Origin of the sequence: Streptomyces sp. NPDC089919, from assembly GCF_040684615.1 — a bacterium.
Classification (GTDB): Bacteria; Actinomycetota; Actinomycetes; order Streptomycetales; family Streptomycetaceae; genus Streptomyces.
The window spans coordinates 1-19,840 of sequence record NZ_JBFBGK010000057.1 but is presented as its reverse complement, the minus strand read 5'-3'; the positions used below and the strand labels follow the sequence as shown (position 1 = coordinate 19,840).

General features: G+C 72.8%; 16 protein-coding genes. 9 read left to right on the top strand and 7 right to left on the bottom strand.

Going from position 1 to position 19,840, the window contains the following annotated elements; all coding sequences use genetic code 11:
• Positions 1–55 precede the first annotated feature (55 nt).
• Together AB0O40_RS22315 and AB0O40_RS22310 are read left to right on the top strand one after the other, a co-directional pair.
• A complete protein-coding gene (locus tag AB0O40_RS22315) occupies positions 56–445 on the top strand; it encodes a GNAT family N-acetyltransferase (protein ID WP_365044408.1) in 390 nt (129 codons plus the stop codon).
• A 74-nt stretch (positions 446–519) separates the two neighbouring features.
• Positions 520–2,109 carry a Na+/H+ antiporter gene (locus AB0O40_RS22310; protein ID WP_365044335.1) on the top strand — a complete coding sequence of 530 codons (1,590 nt, stop codon included), beginning with the start codon at positions 520–522 and terminating at the stop codon, positions 2,107–2,109.
• Here the strand turns inward: AB0O40_RS22310 and AB0O40_RS22305 are convergent.
• Positions 2,093–3,196, bottom strand: a complete 1,104-nt coding sequence (locus AB0O40_RS22305) for a mechanosensitive ion channel domain-containing protein (protein WP_365044332.1) — start codon at positions 3,194–3,196, stop codon at positions 2,093–2,095. The two genes, AB0O40_RS22310 and AB0O40_RS22305, sit on opposite strands and share 17 nt — an antisense overlap.
• Before the next feature lie 50 nt (positions 3,197–3,246).
• Here AB0O40_RS22305 and AB0O40_RS22300 point away from each other — a divergent pair, with 50 nt between their 5' ends.
• Entirely contained in the window at positions 3,247–3,816 is a 570-nt protein-coding gene (locus AB0O40_RS22300) for a dienelactone hydrolase family protein (RefSeq protein WP_365044329.1), read from the top strand.
• Between the two features lie 85 nt (positions 3,817–3,901).
• Here the strand turns inward: AB0O40_RS22300 and AB0O40_RS22295 are convergent, their stop codons facing one another.
• The 5 genes from AB0O40_RS22295 to AB0O40_RS22275 form a co-directional block, all read right to left on the bottom strand.
• The gene (locus tag AB0O40_RS22295) at positions 3,902–4,837 is read right to left on the bottom strand and encodes a zinc metalloprotease (protein WP_365044326.1); all 936 of its coding nucleotides are present in this window, start codon (positions 4,835–4,837) and stop codon (positions 3,902–3,904) included.
• A 224-nt stretch (positions 4,838–5,061) separates the two neighbouring features.
• Positions 5,062–6,741: an alkaline phosphatase D family protein gene (locus AB0O40_RS22290; RefSeq protein ID WP_365044323.1), complete on the bottom strand. Its 1,680-nt coding sequence runs from the start codon at positions 6,739–6,741 to the stop codon at positions 5,062–5,064.
• Positions 6,742–6,838: 97 nt separating this feature from the next.
• A complete protein-coding gene (locus tag AB0O40_RS22285) occupies positions 6,839–7,633 on the bottom strand; it encodes a DsbA family protein (protein ID WP_365044320.1) in 795 nt (264 codons plus the stop codon).
• Positions 7,634–7,706: 73 nt separating this feature from the next.
• Positions 7,707–8,390 (bottom strand): hypothetical protein, encoded by a 684-nt coding sequence (locus tag AB0O40_RS22280; protein ID WP_365044317.1) that lies wholly within the window; start codon positions 8,388–8,390, stop codon positions 7,707–7,709.
• A gap of 82 nt (positions 8,391–8,472) precedes the next feature.
• Complete coding sequence (locus AB0O40_RS22275; RefSeq protein WP_365044314.1) at positions 8,473–9,798, bottom strand: DUF2252 domain-containing protein; 1,326 nt, start codon at positions 9,796–9,798, stop codon at positions 8,473–8,475.
• Positions 9,799–9,999: 201 nt separating this feature from the next.
• On the opposite strand from AB0O40_RS22275, the gene dnaE reads away from it, so the two are divergent.
• Positions 10,000–13,539, top strand: coding sequence for a DNA polymerase III subunit alpha (gene dnaE / locus AB0O40_RS22270; protein ID WP_365044312.1), 3,540 nt, complete (start codon positions 10,000–10,002; stop codon positions 13,537–13,539).
• Positions 13,540–13,744: 205 nt separating this feature from the next.
• Positions 13,745–15,106, top strand: coding sequence for a hypothetical protein (locus AB0O40_RS22265; protein ID WP_365044310.1), 1,362 nt, complete (start codon positions 13,745–13,747; stop codon positions 15,104–15,106).
• A 64-nt stretch (positions 15,107–15,170) separates the two neighbouring features.
• Here the strand turns inward: AB0O40_RS22265 and AB0O40_RS22260 are convergent, their stop codons facing one another.
• Positions 15,171–15,335, bottom strand: a complete 165-nt coding sequence (locus AB0O40_RS22260; protein ID WP_365044307.1) for a hypothetical protein — start codon at positions 15,333–15,335, stop codon at positions 15,171–15,173.
• Between the two features lie 199 nt (positions 15,336–15,534).
• Between AB0O40_RS22260 and AB0O40_RS22255 the strand changes: the two genes are divergently transcribed.
• The 4 genes from AB0O40_RS22255 to AB0O40_RS22240 all read left to right on the top strand — a co-directional run bounded on the left by AB0O40_RS22255 (position 15,535) and on the right by AB0O40_RS22240 (position 19,606).
• A complete protein-coding gene (locus tag AB0O40_RS22255; RefSeq protein WP_365044304.1) occupies positions 15,535–16,881 on the top strand; it encodes an NYN domain-containing protein in 1,347 nt (448 codons plus the stop codon).
• A gap of 151 nt (positions 16,882–17,032) precedes the next feature.
• Positions 17,033–17,995, top strand: a complete 963-nt coding sequence (locus AB0O40_RS22250; protein WP_365044405.1) for an ABC transporter ATP-binding protein — start codon at positions 17,033–17,035, stop codon at positions 17,993–17,995.
• A 35-nt stretch (positions 17,996–18,030) separates the two neighbouring features.
• Entirely contained in the window at positions 18,031–18,822 is a 792-nt protein-coding gene (locus tag AB0O40_RS22245) for an ABC transporter permease (RefSeq protein WP_365044301.1), read from the top strand.
• Between the two features lie 34 nt (positions 18,823–18,856).
• Entirely contained in the window at positions 18,857–19,606 is a 750-nt protein-coding gene (locus AB0O40_RS22240) for a hypothetical protein (protein ID WP_365044298.1), read from the top strand.
• The last annotated feature ends 234 nt before the right edge of the window (positions 19,607–19,840 follow it).

Here is a 19,840-nt window from a genome sequence, read left to right as displayed (position 1 = left end):
CCCGCAGCCGTACGAGGTGCGGGTCGCGGCCACCGAAGAGGACCGGGGCGCCTGCATGGCGGTCCGCCGGGACGTCTTCGTCGCCGAGCAGGGCGTGCCCGAGGAGCTGGAGTACGACACCCGCGACGCCGTCGCCGTGCACGTGCTGGCCACCGGCCCGCAGGGGCCGCTCGGTACCGGCCGGCTGCTGACCGGCATCGAGGAGGCCGGGGTGGGCACCCTCGGGCGCCTCGCGGTCACCAGGGCCGCCCGCGGGCTCGGCGTCGGCGCCGCGCTCGTGCGCGCCATCGAGACGGAGGCCGCCCGGATCGGGCTCACCGCCGTCGACCTGCACGCCCAGACGCACGCCCTCGGCTTCTACGAGCGGCTGGGGTACGCGGCGTACGGCCCGGAGTTCGACGACGCGGGGATGCCGCACCGGGCGATGCGCCGCACCCTGGCCTGAGGCCCGGCCGCCCCTCGACCGACGAGCGGGGGGCAATGCCCCGCTTCGTCCGCCCCTCCTGAAAGAGTGGGCGGGTGGATCAGCTCGCCCTCCTCTTCGTCCTGCTGCTCGGCGCCGTCGTGATGGTGCCGCTCGGCGACCGCCTCGGGCTGCCCGCCCCGGTGCTGATGACCCTCGGCGGGGCCGGCCTCGCGCTGCTGCCCTTCGTCCCCAACGTCGACGTGCCGCCGGAGTACATCCTGCCGCTGGTGCTGCCGCCGCTGCTGTACGCCTCCGTCCAGCGCACCTCCTGGCGGCAGTTCACGGCCAACGTCCGGCCCATCCTGCTGCTGGCGGTGGCCCTGGTCTTCGTCACCACCGCAGCCGTCGGCGCGGTGGCCCACGCCGTGGTGCCGGGGCTGCCGATCGCCGCGGCCATCGCCCTGGGGGCGCTGGTCGCACCGCCCGACCCGGTGGCCGCCACCGCGGTGGCCGGCTCGCTGGGGCTGCCCCGCCGGATGGTCTCCATCCTCGAGGGCGAGGGGCTGTTCAACGACGTCACCGCCATCGTGCTCTACCACGTGGCGATCGCCGCCGCGGTCAGCGGGGAGTTCTCCTGGCCCGGGGCGCTGGGCGAGTTCGTGCTCTCCGCCGTGGTCGCGGTGGCGGTCGGGCTCGCCCTGGGCTGGGTCTCCAACCGGCTGATGGCCCGGCTCGGCGACGCCACCCTGCAGATCGGGCTGACCCTGCTCGTGCCGTTCGTCGCGTACGTGCTCGCCGAGGAGTTCCTGGGCTCGGGCGTGCTGGCCGTGCTGACCTGCGCCCTCTTCCTGGCCGAGTACGCGAGCGACGCCGACGACGTGCTGGGCCGGCTGGCCGGCCACACCTTCTGGGAGGTGGTGGACACGCTCGTCACCGGGGTCGCCTTCGGCCTGATCGGCCTGGAGCTGCACAACGTCTTCGGCGTGGCCCGGGGCCGCGAGTGGCAGACGGCCGGCTGGGCCGCCGCGGTGGTCGGCGTGGTGGTGGGCGTCCGGCTGCTGTGGCTGCTGCCCGCCGCCTGGGCCGCCCGCAAGCTGCACAACCGGCTGCGCGACTACGACGAGGAGATCCCGGTCAGCTGGCGGGAGAGCGTGATCATGTGGTGGGCCGGGATGCGCGGGGTGGCCTCGGTCGCCCTGGCCCTCGCCATCCCGCTCGAGACCGATGCCGGGACCCCCTTCCCGATGCGGGACGAGATCATCTTCATCGCCTTCGCCGTCATCATGACCACCCTCGTCCTCCAGGGCCTGACCCTGCCCGCCCTGGTCCGGCTGCTCGGCGTGGAGGCGGACACCGACGCCGAGCGGGACTTCGAGCGCCGGCTCGCGGTCCGCGCCGCCAAGGCCGCCAAGCGGCGCCTCAAGGAGATCGAGGAGGTCGAGGAGCTGCCCGAGGAACTGCTCGAACAGCTCCAGCGCCGGGCCTACGACGTGGGCGCCCGGATCAGCCCCGACATGATCGACGAGGAGCGACGGGAGGCCTACGGCAAGCGCGTGGAGCGGCTGCGGGCCGTCCAGCGCATCCAGCGGGAGATGATGTCGGCCGCCCGGCACGAAGTGCTCTCGGCCCGCAGCGAGCCCGGCGCCGACCCCGAGGTCGTCGACCGGGTGCTGCGCCACCTGGACGTCAGGAGCCTGCGCTGAACGGCCCGGCCGGGCCGGTGGACGGGACGCCCCCGCCGGGCGCGCGCGGCGCGGGCGGCAGTGCGGCCGGCGCGGTGGCCACCCGGGGCAGCGCGTACGGGTGCTCCGCGCAGAGCCAGGCGATCAGCTTCTCGCGGACCTCGCAGCGCACCGTCCACAGGTCGTCCGAGTCCTTGGCCGTGACCACCGCCCGCACCTGGATCGTGCTGGGCGTGGTGTCGGTGACCAGCAGGCTCGCGTTCCGGCCGTCCCAGGCCGGGCAGGCCCGCAGGATCTCCTGCAGCCGCCCCCGCATCAGGTCCATGGGCGCCCGGTGGTCCAGGTGCAGGAAGACCGTCCCGGTCATCTCCGCACCGCCGCGCGACCAGTTCTCGAAGGGCTTCCCGGTGAAGTACGAGACCGGCATGGTGATCCGGCGCTCGTCCCAGGTGCGCACCACGAGGAAGGTCAGGGTGATCTCCTCGACCTTGCCCCACTCGTCGTCCACCACCACCGTGTCGCCGATCCGCACGGTGTCGCCGAAGGCGATCTGCAGGCCCGCGAAGAGGTTGCCGAGGGTGGACTGGGCGGCGATGCCGGCCACGATGCCGATCAGGCCCGCCGAGGCCAGCACGGAGGCGCCGACGGTGCGCATGGTCGGGAAGGTCAGCAGCATCGCGGCCGCCGCCACCACGGCCACCGCGGCGCTCACCACCCGCTGGATCAGCGTGACCTGGGTGCGTACCCGGCGCACCCGGGCCGGGTCGAGCGCCCCGGCCGAATAGCGGGTGAACCAGGCGTCGACCAGCGCGCCCGAGATCCGTACCAGCAGCCAGGCGGTGGCCCCGATCAGCACCAGCGTCAGGACCTGGCCCACCTGGGTGTGCTGCTTCTCCAGCAGCTTGGCCTGCGGGTAGGAGGAGCGGAGCAGCGCGGTGCACAGGACCAGTTGGAAGGGCACCCGGCAGCGGCGCAGCTGACCCCACAGCGAGGTCTCCGGGTGCCGGCCGTCGGCCCGGCGCAGCAGCAGGTCCAGCAGCCAGCCCGCGAGCAGGGTGAGGACCAGCGAGCCGCCGATGACGGCCAGGGGGCGCAGCACGTTCTCCATGCGGCCGACCGTAGCCGACCGTTGTCGGTGGCGGCTGGCACGATGGTGACATGCACATCATGCTCTTCCACTCGACCTACGGGCTCCGGCCCGCGGTGCGGTCGGCGGCCGACCGGCTGCGCGACGCGGGCCACGAGGTCCACGTGCCCGACCTCTTCGACGGCCGTGTCTTCGACACCGTCGAGGGGGGCATGGCGTTCCAGCAGGAGATCGGCCGGGACGAACTCCTCAAGCGGGCGGTGCTGGCCGCCGCCCCGCACTCCGACCGCGGGCTGGTCTACGCCGGCTTCTCCTTCGGCGCCTCGGTGGCGCAGCAGCTGGCCTTCGGCGACGAGAAGGCCCGGGGCCTGCTCATGCTGCACGGCACCTCCGACGTGGCCGACGACGCCGCGGTCGACGAGCTCCCGGTCCAGCTCCACGTGGCCGACCCGGACCCCTTCGAGCCGCACGACTGGCTGACCGCGTGGTACCTGCGGATGCAGCGGTCCGGCGCGGAGGTGGAGGTGCACCGCTACCCGGGCGCCGGGCACCTCTACACCGACCCGGAGCTGCCGGACTACGACGCGGAGTCGGCCGAGCGGACCTGGGCGGTCGCGCTGGCGTTCCTCGAGAGCCTGTAGCCCCGCGCGCCGTCGGCGCCCGTAGAGCCCGGAGGCCCGGACCGCGTGCGGTCCGGGCCTCCGGTTCGTGCGTACCGGCCGCGGGTCAGCCGCGGTAGGCGGTCCAGCTGCTCTTCATGCGGGCCACCTGGCCCGAGGTGAACTGGTACATGCACGCGTCGTACGTGTAGTCCATGAAGTTGTGGATCGGGTCCACGCCGGTCTTGTTGGTGCAGGAGTCGCGGCCGGTCGGGCACTGGTAGGCCGCGGTCTTCTCGGCCGGGGTGTCGGAGACGTAGTCGCCGTTGCCCGAGCAGCCGCCCTGGAAGGTGTGGTAGAGGCCCATCCAGTGGCCGACCTCGTGGGTGGCCGTGTCGCCCTCGTCGTAGTTGGTCGCCGAGCCGCCCGGGATCGACGAGTTGAGGATGACGACGCCGTCCATCTTCGGGGCCGCGGCGTAGTCGCTGGGGAAGGTCGCCCAGCCGAGCAGGCCCGCGCCGATGTTGGCGGTGTAGAGGTTGAGCGCGTTCTTGCCACCCTTGCGCAGGGCGTTCTTCATGTTCTTCTCGGCCGTGGTGCCGTCGGTCACGGTGTACCAGGTGGCGTTGTCCGTGTAGTCGGTGCCGGCCAGCGTGAACTGGAAGCCCGAGTCGACGTTCCCGGAGCCCTGGCCCGCGTAGGCGGCGTTGAGGACCGAGATCTGGCTGGCGATCTGCGCGGCCGTCAGCTTGCCGGCGGTGCCGTTGGTGATGACGTGCACGTAGACCGGGATGCTGGTCGCGGCGGCCAGCGAGCGCTGCTGCTGCGACGCGCTGATCTTCTTGAGCCGGGCCTTCATGTCGGCGTCCATGGCCTTGGCCTTGGCGTCGCTGACGGCGTTGGGCTCGGCGGCGTGGGTGGCCTTGGGGCGCAGCACGCGGGCGTTGGCCCCCACTGCGGTCTCCTGGGCGCACTTCTCGGCGCCGGTGGGGGCGGCGGCGAGGGTCGTGGGGGCGGAAAGCGGGGAGAAGGCCAGCGTCCCGGCGAGTACGGCGGTACCCATGAGGCGTCGGCGCAGAGTGGGGGATATGCGGGCAGAAGCGCGCACGTGTGCTCCTCGCGAACAGAGTTGACGGAGAGGTCTCCGAACGATGGCGCGAAGCTTACGTGTCCATGTCAGTGTCTCGTCAAGGATTTCCGGCCGGAACGGCGTCGGGAGGCCCGGTTCGTTCCCGGACCTCCCGACTGGCCGAAAATGTGCGACGGAACGTCAGTTCCGGCGCAGCATCAGCGGACGGGCTGGTTGACCCGCTCGACCTTCTGCGTGCCGTTCAGCGTGCGGTAGGAGCGCGTCCAGGAGGTGCTGGCGTCCGGCTTCGTCTTGTCGGACAGGATGTAGTAGTCCATCTGGGAGCGCTCGGCGGTCACGTCCAGCACGCCGTAGCCGTGCGAGTCCATGTCCACCCACTTCACGTGGCGGTTGGCCGCCTTGATGGCGGTTCCGGCCACCAGCGACAGGGTCTGCGGGGCGACGTGCAGCATCTCGTCCAGGTTGTCCGAGGTGACCGAGGTGACCACGAACTCGGTGGCCGCGGACTGCGAGAACGGGTACGTCGCGGCCGTGACCGGCACGTCGTTGGCCCACGCCATGTGGATGTCGCCGGTGAGGAAGACCGTGTTCTTGATGTTCTTCTGGGTCAAGTGGCCCAGGAGTTCCTTGCGGTCGTCCGTGTAGCCGTCCCACTGGTCCACGTTGATCGCCAGGCCGCCGCCCGGCAGCCCCAGCAGCTCGGCCAGCGGCGCCATGATGTGGGCCGGCAGCGCGCCGAAGGCCACCGGCGAGATCATCACCGAGGTGCCGACCAGCTTCCAGGTCGCGTCCGAGGACGCCAGGCCGGCCTTGAGCCAGTCCAGCTGGGCCCGGCCGGTGATGGTGCGCTCGGGGTCGTCGACCTTGCCGCTGCCGACCTTGACCTGCTGCGAGCGGAACGACCGCAGGTCGAGCAGGTGCAGGTCGGCGAGGTTGCCGAAGCGCAGCCGGCGGTAGGTGGTGCCGGCCACCGACGGGCGGACCGGCATCCACTCGAAGTACGCCTGCTTGGCGGCGGCCACCCGGTCCGCCCAGTCGCCCTCGGCGCCCGGGGTGTGGTTCTCCGCGCCGCCCGACCAGGCGTCGTTGGCGAACTCGTGGTCGTCCCAGATCGCGATGACCGGGTGCACGCCGTGCAGCGCCTGGAGGTCGGCGTCCGTCTTGTACTTGCCGTGCCGGGTGCGGTAGTCCGACAGGCTGGTGATCTCGTGCTTCGGCTCGTGCTGGCGCACCACGTACTTGGGCTCGGGGTAGCCGCCGGTGGCGTACTCGTAGATGTAGTCGCCGAGGTGGAGGACCGCGTCCAGGTCGGTACGCGCCGCCAGGTGCCGGTACGCCGAGAAGTAGCCCGCCTCCCAGTTGGCGCAGGAGACCACGCCGAAGCGCACGCCCGGGGTCGTCGCGCCGTACTCCGGGGTGGTGCGGGTGCGGCCGGTGGCGGAGACCGTGCCGCCGGCCGTGAAGCGGTAGAAGTACGCGGTGGCCGGGCGCAGTCCGCGGACGTCGGCCTTGACGGTGTGGTCGGCCGCGGCGGTGGCGGTGGTGCGGCCGGTGGCCACGGTCCGGCTGAAGCCCTTGTCCTCGGCGACCTCCCAGGTCACCTCGGTGTCCGGGCCCAGGCCCGAGCCGGGCACGGCGTCGGGGGTCACGGTGACGCGGGTCCACAGCAGGATGCCGTCCGGCAGCGGGTCGCCGGAGGCGACGCCGTGCAGGAAGGCGGGGGCCGCCTCGGCCGCGTGGGCGGTCGAACCGGCCAGGGCCTGGGCGGCGATCGGGGCCAGCGCGGCGGTCGCGGCCGCGGCGAGCACGACCGTACGGCGGCGCGGCGCGGCGGCAGGGGCCGCCGGCTCGGAAGCAGAAGGGAGAAGACTGGTCACGGATGATCATATTACTGACCGGTATCCGCTCCCGGATAGACAAAGGACGGGCGAACTCCTAAAGTTCGCCCGCCCGTTGCCGATCTTTGCCCCGCTGTCAGCCCTTGAGGGCCTTGTCCAGCGCCTGGTTGTAGGCGTCCAGGGTCTGCGGGGTCTCGATCTTCTTGCCGTCCATCTTCAGCGTGGGCGTGCCCTGCACCCCGCTCTTGTCGAAGACCTTCGACATCTCCAGCGCCCACCGGTCGAAGGTGCCGTCGGTGACGTTCTTCTTGAACTCGGCGTTGCCCTTCAGGGCGGGCACCTGGTCGGCGATCTTCAGGAGGACCGCGTCGTCGCCGAACTTGTCGTCCGTCTCCTCGGGGTGGTTCTCCTTGGTGTACATCGCGGCCTTGAACTCGAGGAACGCGTCCGGGGAGACGTTCAGCGCCGCGCCCAGGGCGCTCAGCGCGTTCTTGGAGCCCTCGCCGCCGAAGGAGCGGTCCAGGAAGGTCGCGCCGATGTACTTCAGCTTGTACTTGCCCTCGTCGACGTCCTTCTTGATCTGCGCGCCGGCGACCTGCTCGAACTGGGCGCAGACCGGGCAGCGCCCGTCCTCGTACAGCTCCAGGGTCTTCTTGGCGTCCTTCTTGCCGAGCACCACGGTGGTGCCGTCGGTGCCCTCGGTGTTCTTCGGGGCGACCAGCTTCGCGTCGGCGGCCTTGTCCCAGCCCGAGGGCTCGTTGGCCTTCATGACCGCCACACCTATGCCGCCGGCCAGCGCCAGCACCGCGACGACCGAGCCGGCCACGATCACCTGGCGGCGGACCTTCTCCTTCTTCGCCTGGCGCTCGCGCTCGGCGCGCAGCCGCTCGCGGGCCGCGTCCTTGTTCGCCTTGCTGTTGCGGTTGCTCATGATGGATCCGTCTTCCGTGAAAAGAGAAAAGTCGAGGGGGTGCGGCGGCCGGGGCCGCCCGGAGCGGCCGCGCTCAGGCGCGGCACGCGGCGGCGGGCGGCCCGCGCCGGGCCACCGGCTGCGCGGCCACCCGGGTCCGCGGCCGCGGACGCGGCGCGGCCGCCCGGACGGTCCGCCGGGCCGGCGGAGCCGCGTACGGCACCGCCCGGGCCGCGGAGCGCAGCGGGCGGAAGGCCGTCGCGGCCGCCGCGGCCAGCACCTGCACCAGGGCCCGCTCGCCGCGCCGCAGCCACAGCGCGGCCAACAGCCCCACCGAGACGTGCGCGGCCAGCAGCAGCCAGGGGGTCGCCGGATGCTGCGCGGCCAGCACCACGGCCGGGTCCCCGGCCGGGGCCACCGCCCGGGCCAGCGGGGTGCCCACCGGCGCCCCGCCGCAGAACACGTCCAGGCCGATGGCCTTCAGCGGGCCCGACACCGGCCCCCCGGCCGGCCCGTAGCAGAGGTCCTGGCCGCTGGTCAGGACCGTGTCGGCGGCCAGCTCCAACGGCACGAGCAGCCCCGAGATCTCCCAGAAGCCCCGCTCGCGCCCGCCGAGGGCGAAGGCCGCCCCGAAGGCCGCCGCGAAGAGACCGGCCACCAGGGCGGGCGGCAGCGCCACCTCGGACATCAGCACGTGGGCGGCCGTCGAGAGCAGCACGACCACGGCGCTGAACAGCGCCGCCCGCAGTGCTCGAAGCCGTATCCCTGAGATGTCCATCGCCGCGAGTGTGCCATGAGTCCCTGTGAGAGGGGCCGGACGGCCCCCCTCGGGCGGGACCGCCGGCCCCGCCCGCCCGGGCTCAGCCGATCAGCCGGCCGTTGCGGAACAGGTCGACGAAGATCTGGTGGTCGGCCCGGGCCCGGGCGCCGTAGGCGTGCGCGAAGTCCACCAGGAGCTGCGCGAAGCCGTCCTCGTCGGCGGCGATGGCCGCGTCGATGGCCCGCTCGGTCGAGAAGGGCACCAGCGACTGGCCGCTCTCCGCCTCGTCCGCCGAGGCGTGCATGGTGGCGGTGGCCCGGCCCAGGTCCGCGACCACCGCCGCGATCTCCTCCGGGTCGTCCAGGTCCGACCAGTCCAGGTCCACGGCGTACGGGGAGACCTCGGCCACCAGCTGGCCGGCGCCGTCCAGCTCCGTCCAGCCCAGCCACGGGTCGGCGTGGGCCTGCAGGGCGCGCTGCGAGATGACCGTGCGGTGGCCCTCGTGGGTGAAGTACTCCCGCACCGCCCGGTCCGTGATGTGCCGGGAGACCGCCGGGGTCTGCGCCTGCTTGAGGTAGATCACGACGTCGTTCTCCAGGGCGTCGCTGTGGCCCTCCAGCAGGATGTTGTACGAGGGCAGCCCGGCCGAGCCGATGCCCACGCCCCGGCGCCCCACCACGTCCTTGACCCGGTAGGAGTCCGGGCGCACCAGGCTCTCCTCCGGCAGGGTCTCCAGGTACGCGTCGAAGGCCGCCAGGACCTTGTAGCGGGTCGCGGCGTCCAGCTCTATCGCGCCCCCGCCGGCCGAGAAGCGGCGCTCGTAGTCCCGGATCTCGGTCATCGAGTCCAGCAGCGAGAAGCGGGTCCGGGACCGGGCGTCGCGCAGCGCGCCGAGCAGCGGGCCCTCGGCCGTCTCCAGGGAGAACGGCGGGACCTCCTCGTGCTTGGCGCCGACCGCCAGGCGCTGGATCCGCTCCCGGTAGGAGACGGCGTAGATCCGCACCAGCTCGCTGATCTGCTCGTCGCTGAGGGCCTTGGTGTAGCCGATCAGGGCCACCGAGGCGGCGAAGCGCTTGAGGTCCCAGGTGAAGGGGCCGACGTACGCCTCGTCGAAGTCGTTCACGTTGAAGATCAGCCGGCCGGTGGCGTCCATGTATGTGCCGAAGTTCTCCGCGTGCAGGTCGCCGTGGATCCACACCCGGCCGGTGCGCTCGTCCAGGTACGGGCCGCCGTGCCGCTCCCGCTCCAGGTCGGCGTAGAAGAGGCAGGCGGTGCCGCGGTAGAAGGCGAAGGCCGAGGCCGCCATCTTGCGGAATTTGACCTGGAAGGCGGCCGGGTCGGCGGCGAGCAGCTGGCCGAAGGCGGTGTCGAAGACGTCGAGGATCTGCTCGGCGCGCTGCTCGGTCGTCGTCTCGGGGACCACCATGGGTGCCTCCTGGTGCACGGGCTGTTACGGGGTACTGATCGGTTCGATCCGGCAGACGCTCGGACACGTGTTCCTGGTTCTGCCAACGCCCGACGGTAGTGCCGAGTGCCCGGGGTTTGTCACCCGCCCGACGTAGACTTCCAGGTCGTCCCCCCAACCTGTCGCCCGCCCGTAACCCGACCATCCCGGAGGTCCAGCGCCGTGGCCAAGACGCCGTTCACGCACCTGCACGTTCACACCCAGTACTCCCTGCTGGACGGTGCCGCGCGGCTCAAGGACATGTTCAACGCGTGCAATGAAATGGGCATGACGCACATCGCCATGTCCGACCACGGCAACCTGCACGGCGCGTACGACTTCTTCCACTCCGCGCAGAAGGCCGGGGTCACCCCGATCATCGGGATCGAGGCGTACGTCGCCCCCGAGTCCCGGCGCAACAAGCGCCGCATCCAGTGGGGCCAGCCGCACCAGAAGCGCGACGACGTCTCCGGTTCCGGCGGTTACACCCACAAGACGATCTGGGCGGCCAACGCGACGGGCCTGCACAACCTCTTCCGGCTCTCCTCCGACGCCTACGCCGAGGGCTGGCTGACCAAGTGGCCCCGCATGGACAAGGAGACCATCAGCCAGTGGTCGGAGGGCCTGATCGCCTCCACCGGCTGCCCCTCCGGCGAGCTCCAGACCCGACTGCGGCTGGGCCAGTTCGACGAGGCCCTGAAGTCCGCCTCCGAGTACCAGGACATCTTCGGCAAGGACCGGTACTTCCTGGAGCTGATGGACCACGGCATCGAGATCGAGCGCCGGGTTCGCGACGGCCTGCTGGAGATCGGCAAGAAGCTCGGCATCCCGCCCCTGGTCACCAACGACTCGCACTACACCTACGCGAGCGAGGCCGGCGCCCACGACGCCCTGCTGTGCATCCAGACCGGCAAGAACCTCTCGGACCCCGACCGCTTCCGCTTCGACGGCTCCGGCTACTACCTCAAGTCCACGGACGAGATGTACGCCATCGACTCCTCGGACGCCTGGCAGGAGGGCTGTGCCAACACCAAGCTGGTGGCGGACCAGATCGACACCGAGGGCATGTTCAAGTTCCGGAACCTGATGCCGAAGTTCGACATCCCGGAGGGCTACACCGAGGTCACCTGGTTCCGCGAGGAGACCATGAAGGGGATGCACCGCCGCTTCCCCGGCGGCATCCCCGAGGACCGCATGAAGCAGGTCGAGTACGAGATGGACACGATCATCTCGATGGGCTTCCCGGGCTACTTCCTCGTGGTCGCCGACTTCATCATGTGGGCCAAGAACCAGGGCATCGCGGTCGGCCCCGGCCGAGGCTCCGCGGCCGGCTCGATCGTCGCCTACGCCATGGGCATCACCGACCTCGACCCGATCCCGCACGGCCTGATCTTCGAGCGCTTCCTCAACCCCGAGCGCGTCTCCATGCCCGACGTCGACATCGACTTCGACGAGCGCAGGCGCGTCGAGGTGATCAGGTACGTGACCGAGAAGTACGGCGCCGACAAGGTCGCCATGATCGGCACCTACGGCACCATCAAGGCCAAGAACGCCATCAAGGACTCCGCGCGCGTCCTGGGCTACCCGTACGCCATGGGCGACCGGCTCACCAAGGCCATGCCCGCCGACGTCCTCGGCAAGGGCATCCCGCTCTCCGGCATCCTCGACCCGCAGCACCCGCGCTACGGCGAGGCCGGCGAGATCCGCGGGATGTACGAGAACGAACCGGACGTCAAGAAGGTCATCGACACCGCCCGGGGCGTGGAGGGCCTGGTCCGCCAGATGGGCGTGCACGCCGCCGGCGTGATCATGTCCAGCGAGACCATCACCGACCACGTACCGGTCTGGGTCCGGCACACCGACGGCGTGACCATCACCCAGTGGGACTACCCGAGCTGCGAATCGCTCGGCCTGCTGAAGATGGACTTCCTCGGCCTGCGCAACCTCACGATCATGGACGACGCCGTCAAGATGGTGAAGGCCAACAAGGGGATCGACATCGACCTCCTGGCCCTGCCGCTGGACGACCCCAAGACCTTCGAGCTGCTGGGCCGCGGCGACACCCTCGGCGTCTTCCAGTTCGACGGCGGCCCCATGCGCTCCCTGCTGCGCCTGATGAAGCCCGACAACTTCGAGGACATCTCCGCCGTCTCGGCCCTGTACCGGCCGGGCCCGATGGGCATGAACTCGCACACCAACTACGCCCTGCGCAAGAACAAGCAGCAGGAGATCACCCCGATCCACCCGGAGCTGGAGGGGCCGCTCGAGGAGGTCCTGGCGGTCACCTACGGCCTGATCGTCTACCAGGAGCAGGTCCAGAAGGCCGCCCAGATCATCGCCGGGTACTCCCTCGGCGAGGCCGACATCCTGCGCCGCGTGATGGGCAAGAAGAAGCCCGAGGAGCTGGCGAAGAACTTCGTCATCTTCGAGGAGGGCGCCAAGAAGAACGGCTTCAGCGACCAGGCGATCAAGGCCCTGTGGGACGTCCTGGTCCCCTTCGCCGGCTACGCCTTCAACAAGGCCCACTCGGCCGCCTACGGCCTGGTCTCCTACTGGACCGCCTACCTCAAGGCCAACTTCCCGGCCGAGTACATGGCCGGCCTGCTCACCTCGGTCAAGGACGACAAGGACAAGTCCGCGATCTACCTGAACGAGTGCCGGCGCATGGGCATCAAGGTGCTCCCGCCCAACGTCAACGAGTCCGAGTCGAACTTCGCCGCCCAGGGCGACGACGTGATCCTCTTCGGCCTCACCGCCGTCCGCAACGTCGGCCAGAACGTCGTCGACTCGATCATCAAGACCCGCAAGTCCAAGGGGAAGTACTCCACCTTCCCGGACTTCCTCGACAAGGTCGAGGCCGTGGTCTGCAACAAGCGCACCGTCGAGTCGCTGATCAAGGCCGGCGCCTTCGACGAGATGGGCCACACCCGCAAGGGCCTGGTCGCCCACCACGAACCCATGATCGACAACGTGGTCGCGGTCAAGCGCAAGGAGGCCGAGGGACAGTTCGACCTCTTCGGTGGGATGGGCGAGGAGGAGAGCAGCGAGCCCGGCTTCGGCCTGGACGTCGAGTTCTCCGACGTGGAGTGGGAGAAGTCCTACCTGCTCGCCCAGGAGCGCGAGATGCTGGGCCTCTACGTCTCCGACCACCCGCTCTTCGGCCTGGAGCACGTCCTCTCCGACAAGACCGACGCCGGCATCTCGCAGCTCACCGGCGGCGAGCACGGCGACGGCGCGGTGGTCACCATCGGCGGCATCATCTCGGGCCTCCAGCGCAAGATGACCAAGCAGGGCAACGCCTGGGCCATCGCCACCGTCGAGGACCTGGCCGGCTCCATCGAGTGCATGTTCTTCCCGGCCACCTACCAGCTGGTCTCCACCCAGCTCGTCGAGGACGCGGTGGTCTTCGTCAAGGGCCGGCTCGACAAGCGCGAGGACGTGCCCCGCCTGGTCGCCATGGAGCTGATGGTCCCCGACCTCTCCTCCGCGGGCACCAACGCCCCGGTGGTCCTGACCATCCCGGCCCTCAAGGTCACCCCGCCGATGGTCACCCGGCTCGGTGAGATCCTGCGCCACCACAAGGGCAACACGGAGGTGCGGATCAAGCTCCAGGGCCCCCGCACCACCACCGTGCTCCGGCTCGACCGGCACCGGGTCCAGCCGGACCCGGCCCTCTTCGGCGACCTGAAGGTGCTGCTCGGCCCGTCCTGCCTGGCCGGCTGAGCGGCGACCGGCCGGGTCCCGGCCGCTCGCCCAGGTGGGTGAGCGGCCGCGACCCGTCGGAATGGTTTGTGCGGACGCCCCGGACCGGGGAGGTCCGCGGCACGGCTGCGATCCGATAGGAGGCTCATGTCCTCCCGGGTACCTCCGGCCTCCGGCGCGCGTCCGGCGGCGCTCCGGAGCCCGCAGTCGAGCAGAAGGAACCCGCATGAAGATGCGCCTCGTCCTGGCCGGCGCCGCAGTGGCGGCGAGCCTCGGGCTGTGTGCCGCGACCGTGCCCGCGGCGGCGGCCCCCGCCGGCGGCCCGCTGAAGCTGAGGGTGCGCTGCGGTGACACCGCCGACCTCGTCCGGGCCGTCCGCAAGGCCAACGACCGGGCGGACGGGGCGACCATCACCCTCGCGGCCCGCTGCGCCTACCGCTTCACCGGCCCGTACCGGGACTCCGGGGCCGCGCTGCCGCCCGTCACGGGCAAGGTCACCCTCGCGGGCGACCACAGCACCCTGATCCGCTCCGTCGAGGACGAGCGCTTCCGGCTGCTCGACGTCCGCCGCCGGGCCCAGCTGGTCCTCCAGGGCGTCACCGTCACCGGCGGGGACGTCCGCGGCGACGGCGGCGGCATCCGCACCGCGGGCACCCTGCGCCTGGAGCACTCCACGGTCGCCGGCAACCGCGCCGGCGGCAACGGCGGCGGCATCGCCAACCTCGGCGGCTCCGTGGCCCTCTCCGACAGCGCGGTCCGGACGAACACCGCGTCCGGTCCCCGCGAGCGCGGCGACCAGGGCCGGGACGAGCACGGCGGAGACGGCCGGGACGAGGACCGGGGCGACGGGCCCGGCGAGGACGAGGGCCGAGGCGAGGACGGCCCCGAGGACGGCGCCGACCAGGGCGGGCCCGACGCCGGCGCGGACGACGGCGGCGCGGACGACGGCGAGGCGGCGCGGGCCCTGGCCGGCGGCGGCCCGGCCGGCGGCGGAGGCGTGTACAACGACCCGGCCGGCACCGTGACCCTCTTCCGCACGACCGTGGCCGGCAACACCGCCGAACGGGACGGCGGCGGCATCCTCAACCGGGGCTCGCTGCTGGTGCGCAACAGCCGCCTGGAGCACAACGAGGCCCGCACCGGGCACGGCGGCGGCCTGGACAACCACGGCACCGCCTCGGTCAACGGCACGGTCCTCAGCGAGAACTGGGCGGGCCACGACGGCGGCGGCGCCCGCAACGCGGGCCGCTCGGTCCTGGAGACCGGCGGCAGCGACTTCCTGCGCAACCGGGCCGGCCGGGACGGCGGGGGCGTCTCCAACGCGGGCCGGGCCACGCTCGAGCAGGCCAAGGTCCTGGCCAACCAGGCCGGCCGGGACGGCGGCGGCCTCTCCAACCGGGTCTCGCCCGGCGACGGGGTGGCGGAGCTGCGGGTCAAGCACTCCGAGGTCCGAGACAACCGGGCGGCCGGCCGCGGCGGCGGCGTCGACAACCGCTTCGGCACCACGGCCGAACTGACCCGCACCCGGGTCTCCGGGAACCTCCCGACCAACTGCGCCGGCCCGGTCGCCGGCTGCTCCGCGCACTAGGAGAGCCGCACGGCGGAAGGGCGCGCCCGGCGGTGCCGGGCGCGCCCTCCGGGGCCTGGTCGGATCAGTTGTGGCCGAACTTCTTCTGCTTGCCCTTGCGCGCCATGTCCATCGGGCTGGGGGAGGAGGAGGGGGCTTCCGCCATGGACTCCGCCGAGCCCTTGGACGTGTCCTGGCCCGACCGGGCCTGCTGCTTGGCGGGCTGCTGACGGTTCTTGTTCTTGGCCATGGTGCAAGCCTCCGTGAGGGTCTAGGGGCCAGGGCCGCCTTCACACTCACACACCCCCAGAACTCGCGCATTTTGGATCATTACTGCGCGTAATCGCCGAAAGCCCGGCCTCCGCCACGCCGATGATCGAGTTCCGGCCGTCAACGCCCCCACGGTCGGGCAGACTCGGGGAAAAGCTGACGCCAGCCCCGGAAAGTGGGTGGAACGCGTGGACCGCTGCGTCGTCCTGGTGGACGCCGGCTATCTGCTGGGCGCCGCTGCGAGCCTGCTGGCGGGGGAACCCTCCCGCTCCCGCATCACCGTCGACCACGCCGCCCTGATCCAGGGCCTGCGCGAACGCGCCGAGGCCGACACCGAGCGCCCGCTGCTGCGCATCTACTGGTTCGACGGGGCACCCGACCGGGTGCCCCAGCCCGAGCACCGGCGCCTGCGGGTGATGCCCCGGGTGACCGTCCGCCTGGGCGCGCTCACGCGCAGTGACGGCCGCTGGGCCCAGAAGGGCGTGGACGCGGCCATGCACGCCGAGCTCACCGAGCTGGCCCGCAACCGCGCCTGCTCCGACGTGGTCCTGGTGACCGGCGACGGGGACCTGCTGCCCGGCCTGATGTCCGCCAAGGAACACGGCGTGGCCGTCCACCTCTGGGCCGTCCAGGCCGCCGACGGCGACTACAACCAGTCCGAGGACCTGGTCGCCGAGGCCGACGAGCGCCGGGTGCTGGACCGGGTCTGGATCACCCGGGCCGTCCGGGCCAAGGAGACCACCGGGATCTGCGCCCCGGCCCCCGTCCCGCGCCCCGAGATCGCCGCGATCCTCTCCGCCCCGCTGCCCGAGGCCGCCCTCGCCGAGGCGGCCCGCAACGGCAGCGCCGCCGCCCCGGCCGCCCCGCTCGGCGGGCCGCTGCCCGGCGCCCTCACCGGACCGATGACGGCCGGCCGGCTCGCCGCCCCGCTGAACGCCGACGACACCGCCCAGGACGCCGTGTCGCCCACCGCCACCAAGGGCGTACCCACCCCCAAGGACCTGGCCGGGCTGCGGGCCGCCCAGGGCGCCGCCGGGCCCGCGGCGCCCGCCCCGGTACCCGCCGCCACCCTGCGCTGGTCCTCCGACAAGGGCTGGATCGAGCGCGGCGGGCCGCTGGGCGAGCCCGCCGAGACCGCCTCGCTGCCCACCCTCGCCCAGCTCACCTCCGCCGAGCAGCGCTGGGCCGACCGGGAGGAGGACATCACGACCGTCGGCGGAGACCCGTTCGAGGTCGGCCAGGTCTTCGCCCGGCGCTGGATGGAGCGGCTGCCCGAGACCGTCCACCTGCACAAGCTGTCGGCCCTCTACCCGCGGATCCCGCACCGGATCGACGGGGAACTGCTGCGCTACGCGGCCCGCTTCGGCCTGCTGGCGCACAAGGACGACCAGATCGACGAGCACGACCGCTATGCGATCCGGGCCGGCTTCTGGCGCGAGATCGACGTCACCGCCGCGGCCGAGCACACCCCGCCCACCGCCCCCGTCCCGGCCCCCGCACCGGTCTCCGCCCCGGCCCCGGACTGACCCGGGACCCCGCGCGCCCGGCCCCCGCACCCCGTGGCCGGGCCGCGACCCCGTAGGCTGCTCCCTCGTGAGCACGGGCACAGCACAGGCGGAACCAGGCGGTCGGACCCCCTCCCCGGGGGCCTCCGGGGCCTTCGAGACCGTCTGCGCGGTGCGGGACCTGGTCAAGACGTACCCGCCGCTGCGCGGCGGGCGCGGGGGACCGGCGATGCCCGAGGTGCGGGCCACCGACGGGATCTCCCTGGACGTGCGGCGCGGCGAGGTCTTCGGCCTGCTCGGCCCCAACGGCGCCGGCAAGTCCACCCTCGTGCGGCAGCTGACCGGTCTGATGCGGCCCGACTCCGGCAGCGTCGAACTGCTCGGCCACGACCTGGTCCGCCACCCCGACCGGGCCGCCCGGCTGCTGGCCTACCTGGGGCAGGAGTCCACCGCCCTGGACGAACTGACCGTCGCGCTGGCCGTGGAGACCACGGCCCGGCTGCGCGGACTGACCACCCGGGACGCGCGCGTGGCGCGGGACGAGGTCATCGAGGAGCTGGCGCTCGGCCCGATCGCCGGGCGCCCCCTCAAGAAGCTGTCCGGCGGACAGCGCCGGCTGGCCTGCTTCGCCGCCGCGATCGCCGGGGACCGGCCGGTCCTGGTGCTGGACGAGCCCACCACGGGCATGGACCCGGTGGCCCGGCGGGCCGTCTGGGAGGCCGTGGACCGGCGGCGCGCCCAGCGCGGCTGCACGGTGGTGCTGGTCACCCACAACGTCATCGAGGCGGAAACCGTGCTGGACCGGGTCGCGGTGATCGACCGTGGCCGGGTGATCGCCTGCGACACGCCCGCCGGTCTCAAGTCGACGGTGGCCGACGAGGTGCGGCTGGAGCTGGTGTGGCGCGAGCGCCCGCCGCTGGAGATGCCCGAGGTGGCCGCCCTGCGGCCGCTGGCCGCCGAGTCCGGCCGCCGCTGGGTGCTGCGGATGGGCCCCGACGACGCGCGCGCGGCGGTCGCCGCGGTGACCGGGGGCCCGGCGTTCGCGGCCCTCGACGACTTCACGCTGGCCACGCCGAGCCTGGAGGACGTGTACCTGGCCCTCGGAGGGCGGACGAAGGGGCTGGTGAAGTCGTGACCGACGCTGCTGCGGGGACCGTGTCCGCGTCCCCCGTGACAGAGCTGCCCGGCCGGCCGGTGGCCCCCGCGCCGCTGGCGCCGCGGGCGCGGCTGCTGCCGGCGCTCGGCGCCGTGTACCGGGCGCAGCTGTCGCGGGCCCGGGTGGCCCGGATCCCGCTGCTCTTCGTGGCCACCTTCCAGTCCGTCGGGATCATGATCCTGATGCGGGGGGTGGTCGACGGCGGCGGCGGCTCCGAGGCGCGGGCCGTGGTGGCCGGCTCCTCCGTGCTGGTCGTGGCCTTCGTCGCGCTCAACCTGCTCGCCCAGTACTTCGGCCAGCTGCGGGCCGGCGGCGGGCTGGACCACTACGCCACGCTGCCGGTGCCGCCCGCCTCCGTGGTGCTGGGGGCGGCCGCCGCGTACGCCTCCTTCACGGTGCCGGGCACGCTGGTGACCGCCGTCTTCGGCTGCCTGCTCTTCGGACTGCCCATGGGGGGCCTGTGGGTGCTGGTGGCGGTGGTCCCGCTGGCCGGGGCCGCGCTGGCCGGGCTCGGGGCCGCCCTCGGGCTGCTGGCCCCGCGCCAGGAGCTGGCCACGCTGGCCGGTCAGCTCGGCATGTCGGCGGCCCTGCTGCTGGGCGTGCTGCCGCCGGAGCGGATGCCCGCCCCGATCGTCTGGGCCCGGGACCTGCTGCCCTCCACGTACGGCGTCGAGGCCTTCGCCCGGACCTTCGCCCCGCACCCCGACTGGGCCGTGGTCGCCCTGGACCTCGCGGTCTGCGCCGCGGTGGGCGTGCTGTCGCTGGCCGTCGCCACCTGGGCGTACCGGCGGGCGGCGGTCCGCTGACGCGGGGCGGGCGGCCACCTGGCACGATGTCTGCGTGACCGAAGCCAACACCGTGCCCGTACCCCCCGACGCCGAGCCGGGCCGGGGCCCCTCGCCCTCCGTGGCCCAGGACCTGAAGGACGGTGCCGCGGTCGCGCTGGCCGTCGCCTTCTCGGGCATCCTGCTGGGACTGCTGTGGGTCTGGCTCGCGCCGCGGGTCCACTACGTCTCCAACGGCGAGGCGGTCTTCCTCGCGGACACCGAGAACGAGGGGCGGATCGGTGCCGACGGAACGTTCTTCCTGATCTCCCTGGGGCTCGGCCTGCTGGCCGGCGGGCTGACCTTCTGGCGGCTGCGGCGCGGGGGCGTGGCCGTGGTGGTCGGCCTGGCCTTCGGGTCGCTGCTCGCGGCGCTGCTCGGCTGGCGGCTGGGCGTCTGGCTCGGGCCGAGCCGGGACGTGGTCGCGGCGGCCAAGGCGGCGGGCAAGGGCGTGCCCTTCGACGCCCCGCTCCAGCTGCTGGCCTACGGCGTCCTGCTGGTCTGGCCGATGGCCGCGGTCGGCGTCCACCTGGCCTCCACGGCCCTGCTGACCCACCCGGAGCCGAAGCCCCCGGCCGCCCCGGCCGACTGGTACGGCTACCCGACCCCTGGGTCCGCCCCCTCTCCTGGGTCCGGCGCCCCGACTCCTGGGTCCGGCGCCCCGGCTCCCGTGTCCGGGTCCCCCGCCGCTCCCGCCCCGCTGGACCCGGCCGCCCACGACCACCCGGCCCCCGGCCTCCCCGACGAGGTCCCCCCACCCCGCTGACCCGGCGGGCCGGCGGCGCCCGCTGTACCCCTTCCAGCCTCGCCGGCGCTTGAGGCGACCGTCGCGGTGCGGCGGTGCGGGCCTGGGCTACGCCCGGCACACCCAGCCTCGCCGGCGTTTGAGGCGCGGGGTCCGGGGCGGAGCCCCGCTGTCCCCCTTGCCAGCCTCGCTGGGGGCACCTCCCAGCGGTAGCTGGGGGAGTTTGAGGCGACCGTCGCGCAGCGGCGGTGCGGG

Bases quoted from the DNA above. Each gene is read 5' to 3' on its own strand.
- AB0O40_RS22315 (WP_365044408.1), top strand. From the start codon at position 56: ATGGCGGTCCGCCGGGACGTCTTCGTCGCCGAGCAGGGCGTGCCCGAG.
- AB0O40_RS22305 (WP_365044332.1), bottom strand. From the start codon at position 3,196: ATGGAGAACGTGCTGCGCCCCCTGGCCGTCATCGGCGGCTCGCTGGTC.
- AB0O40_RS22300 (WP_365044329.1), top strand. From the start codon at position 3,247: ATGCACATCATGCTCTTCCACTCGACCTACGGGCTCCGGCCCGCGGTG.
- AB0O40_RS22295 (WP_365044326.1), bottom strand. From the start codon at position 4,837: ATGGGTACCGCCGTACTCGCCGGGACGCTGGCCTTCTCCCCGCTTTCC.
- AB0O40_RS22285 (WP_365044320.1), bottom strand. From the start codon at position 7,633: ATGAGCAACCGCAACAGCAAGGCGAACAAGGACGCGGCCCGCGAGCGG.
- AB0O40_RS22280 (WP_365044317.1), bottom strand. From the start codon at position 8,390: ATGGACATCTCAGGGATACGGCTTCGAGCACTGCGGGCGGCGCTGTTC.
- AB0O40_RS22275 (WP_365044314.1), bottom strand. From the start codon at position 9,798: ATGGTGGTCCCCGAGACGACGACCGAGCAGCGCGCCGAGCAGATCCTC.
- AB0O40_RS22265 (WP_365044310.1), top strand. From the start codon at position 13,745: ATGAAGATGCGCCTCGTCCTGGCCGGCGCCGCAGTGGCGGCGAGCCTC.
- AB0O40_RS22260 (WP_365044307.1), bottom strand. From the start codon at position 15,335: ATGGCCAAGAACAAGAACCGTCAGCAGCCCGCCAAGCAGCAGGCCCGG.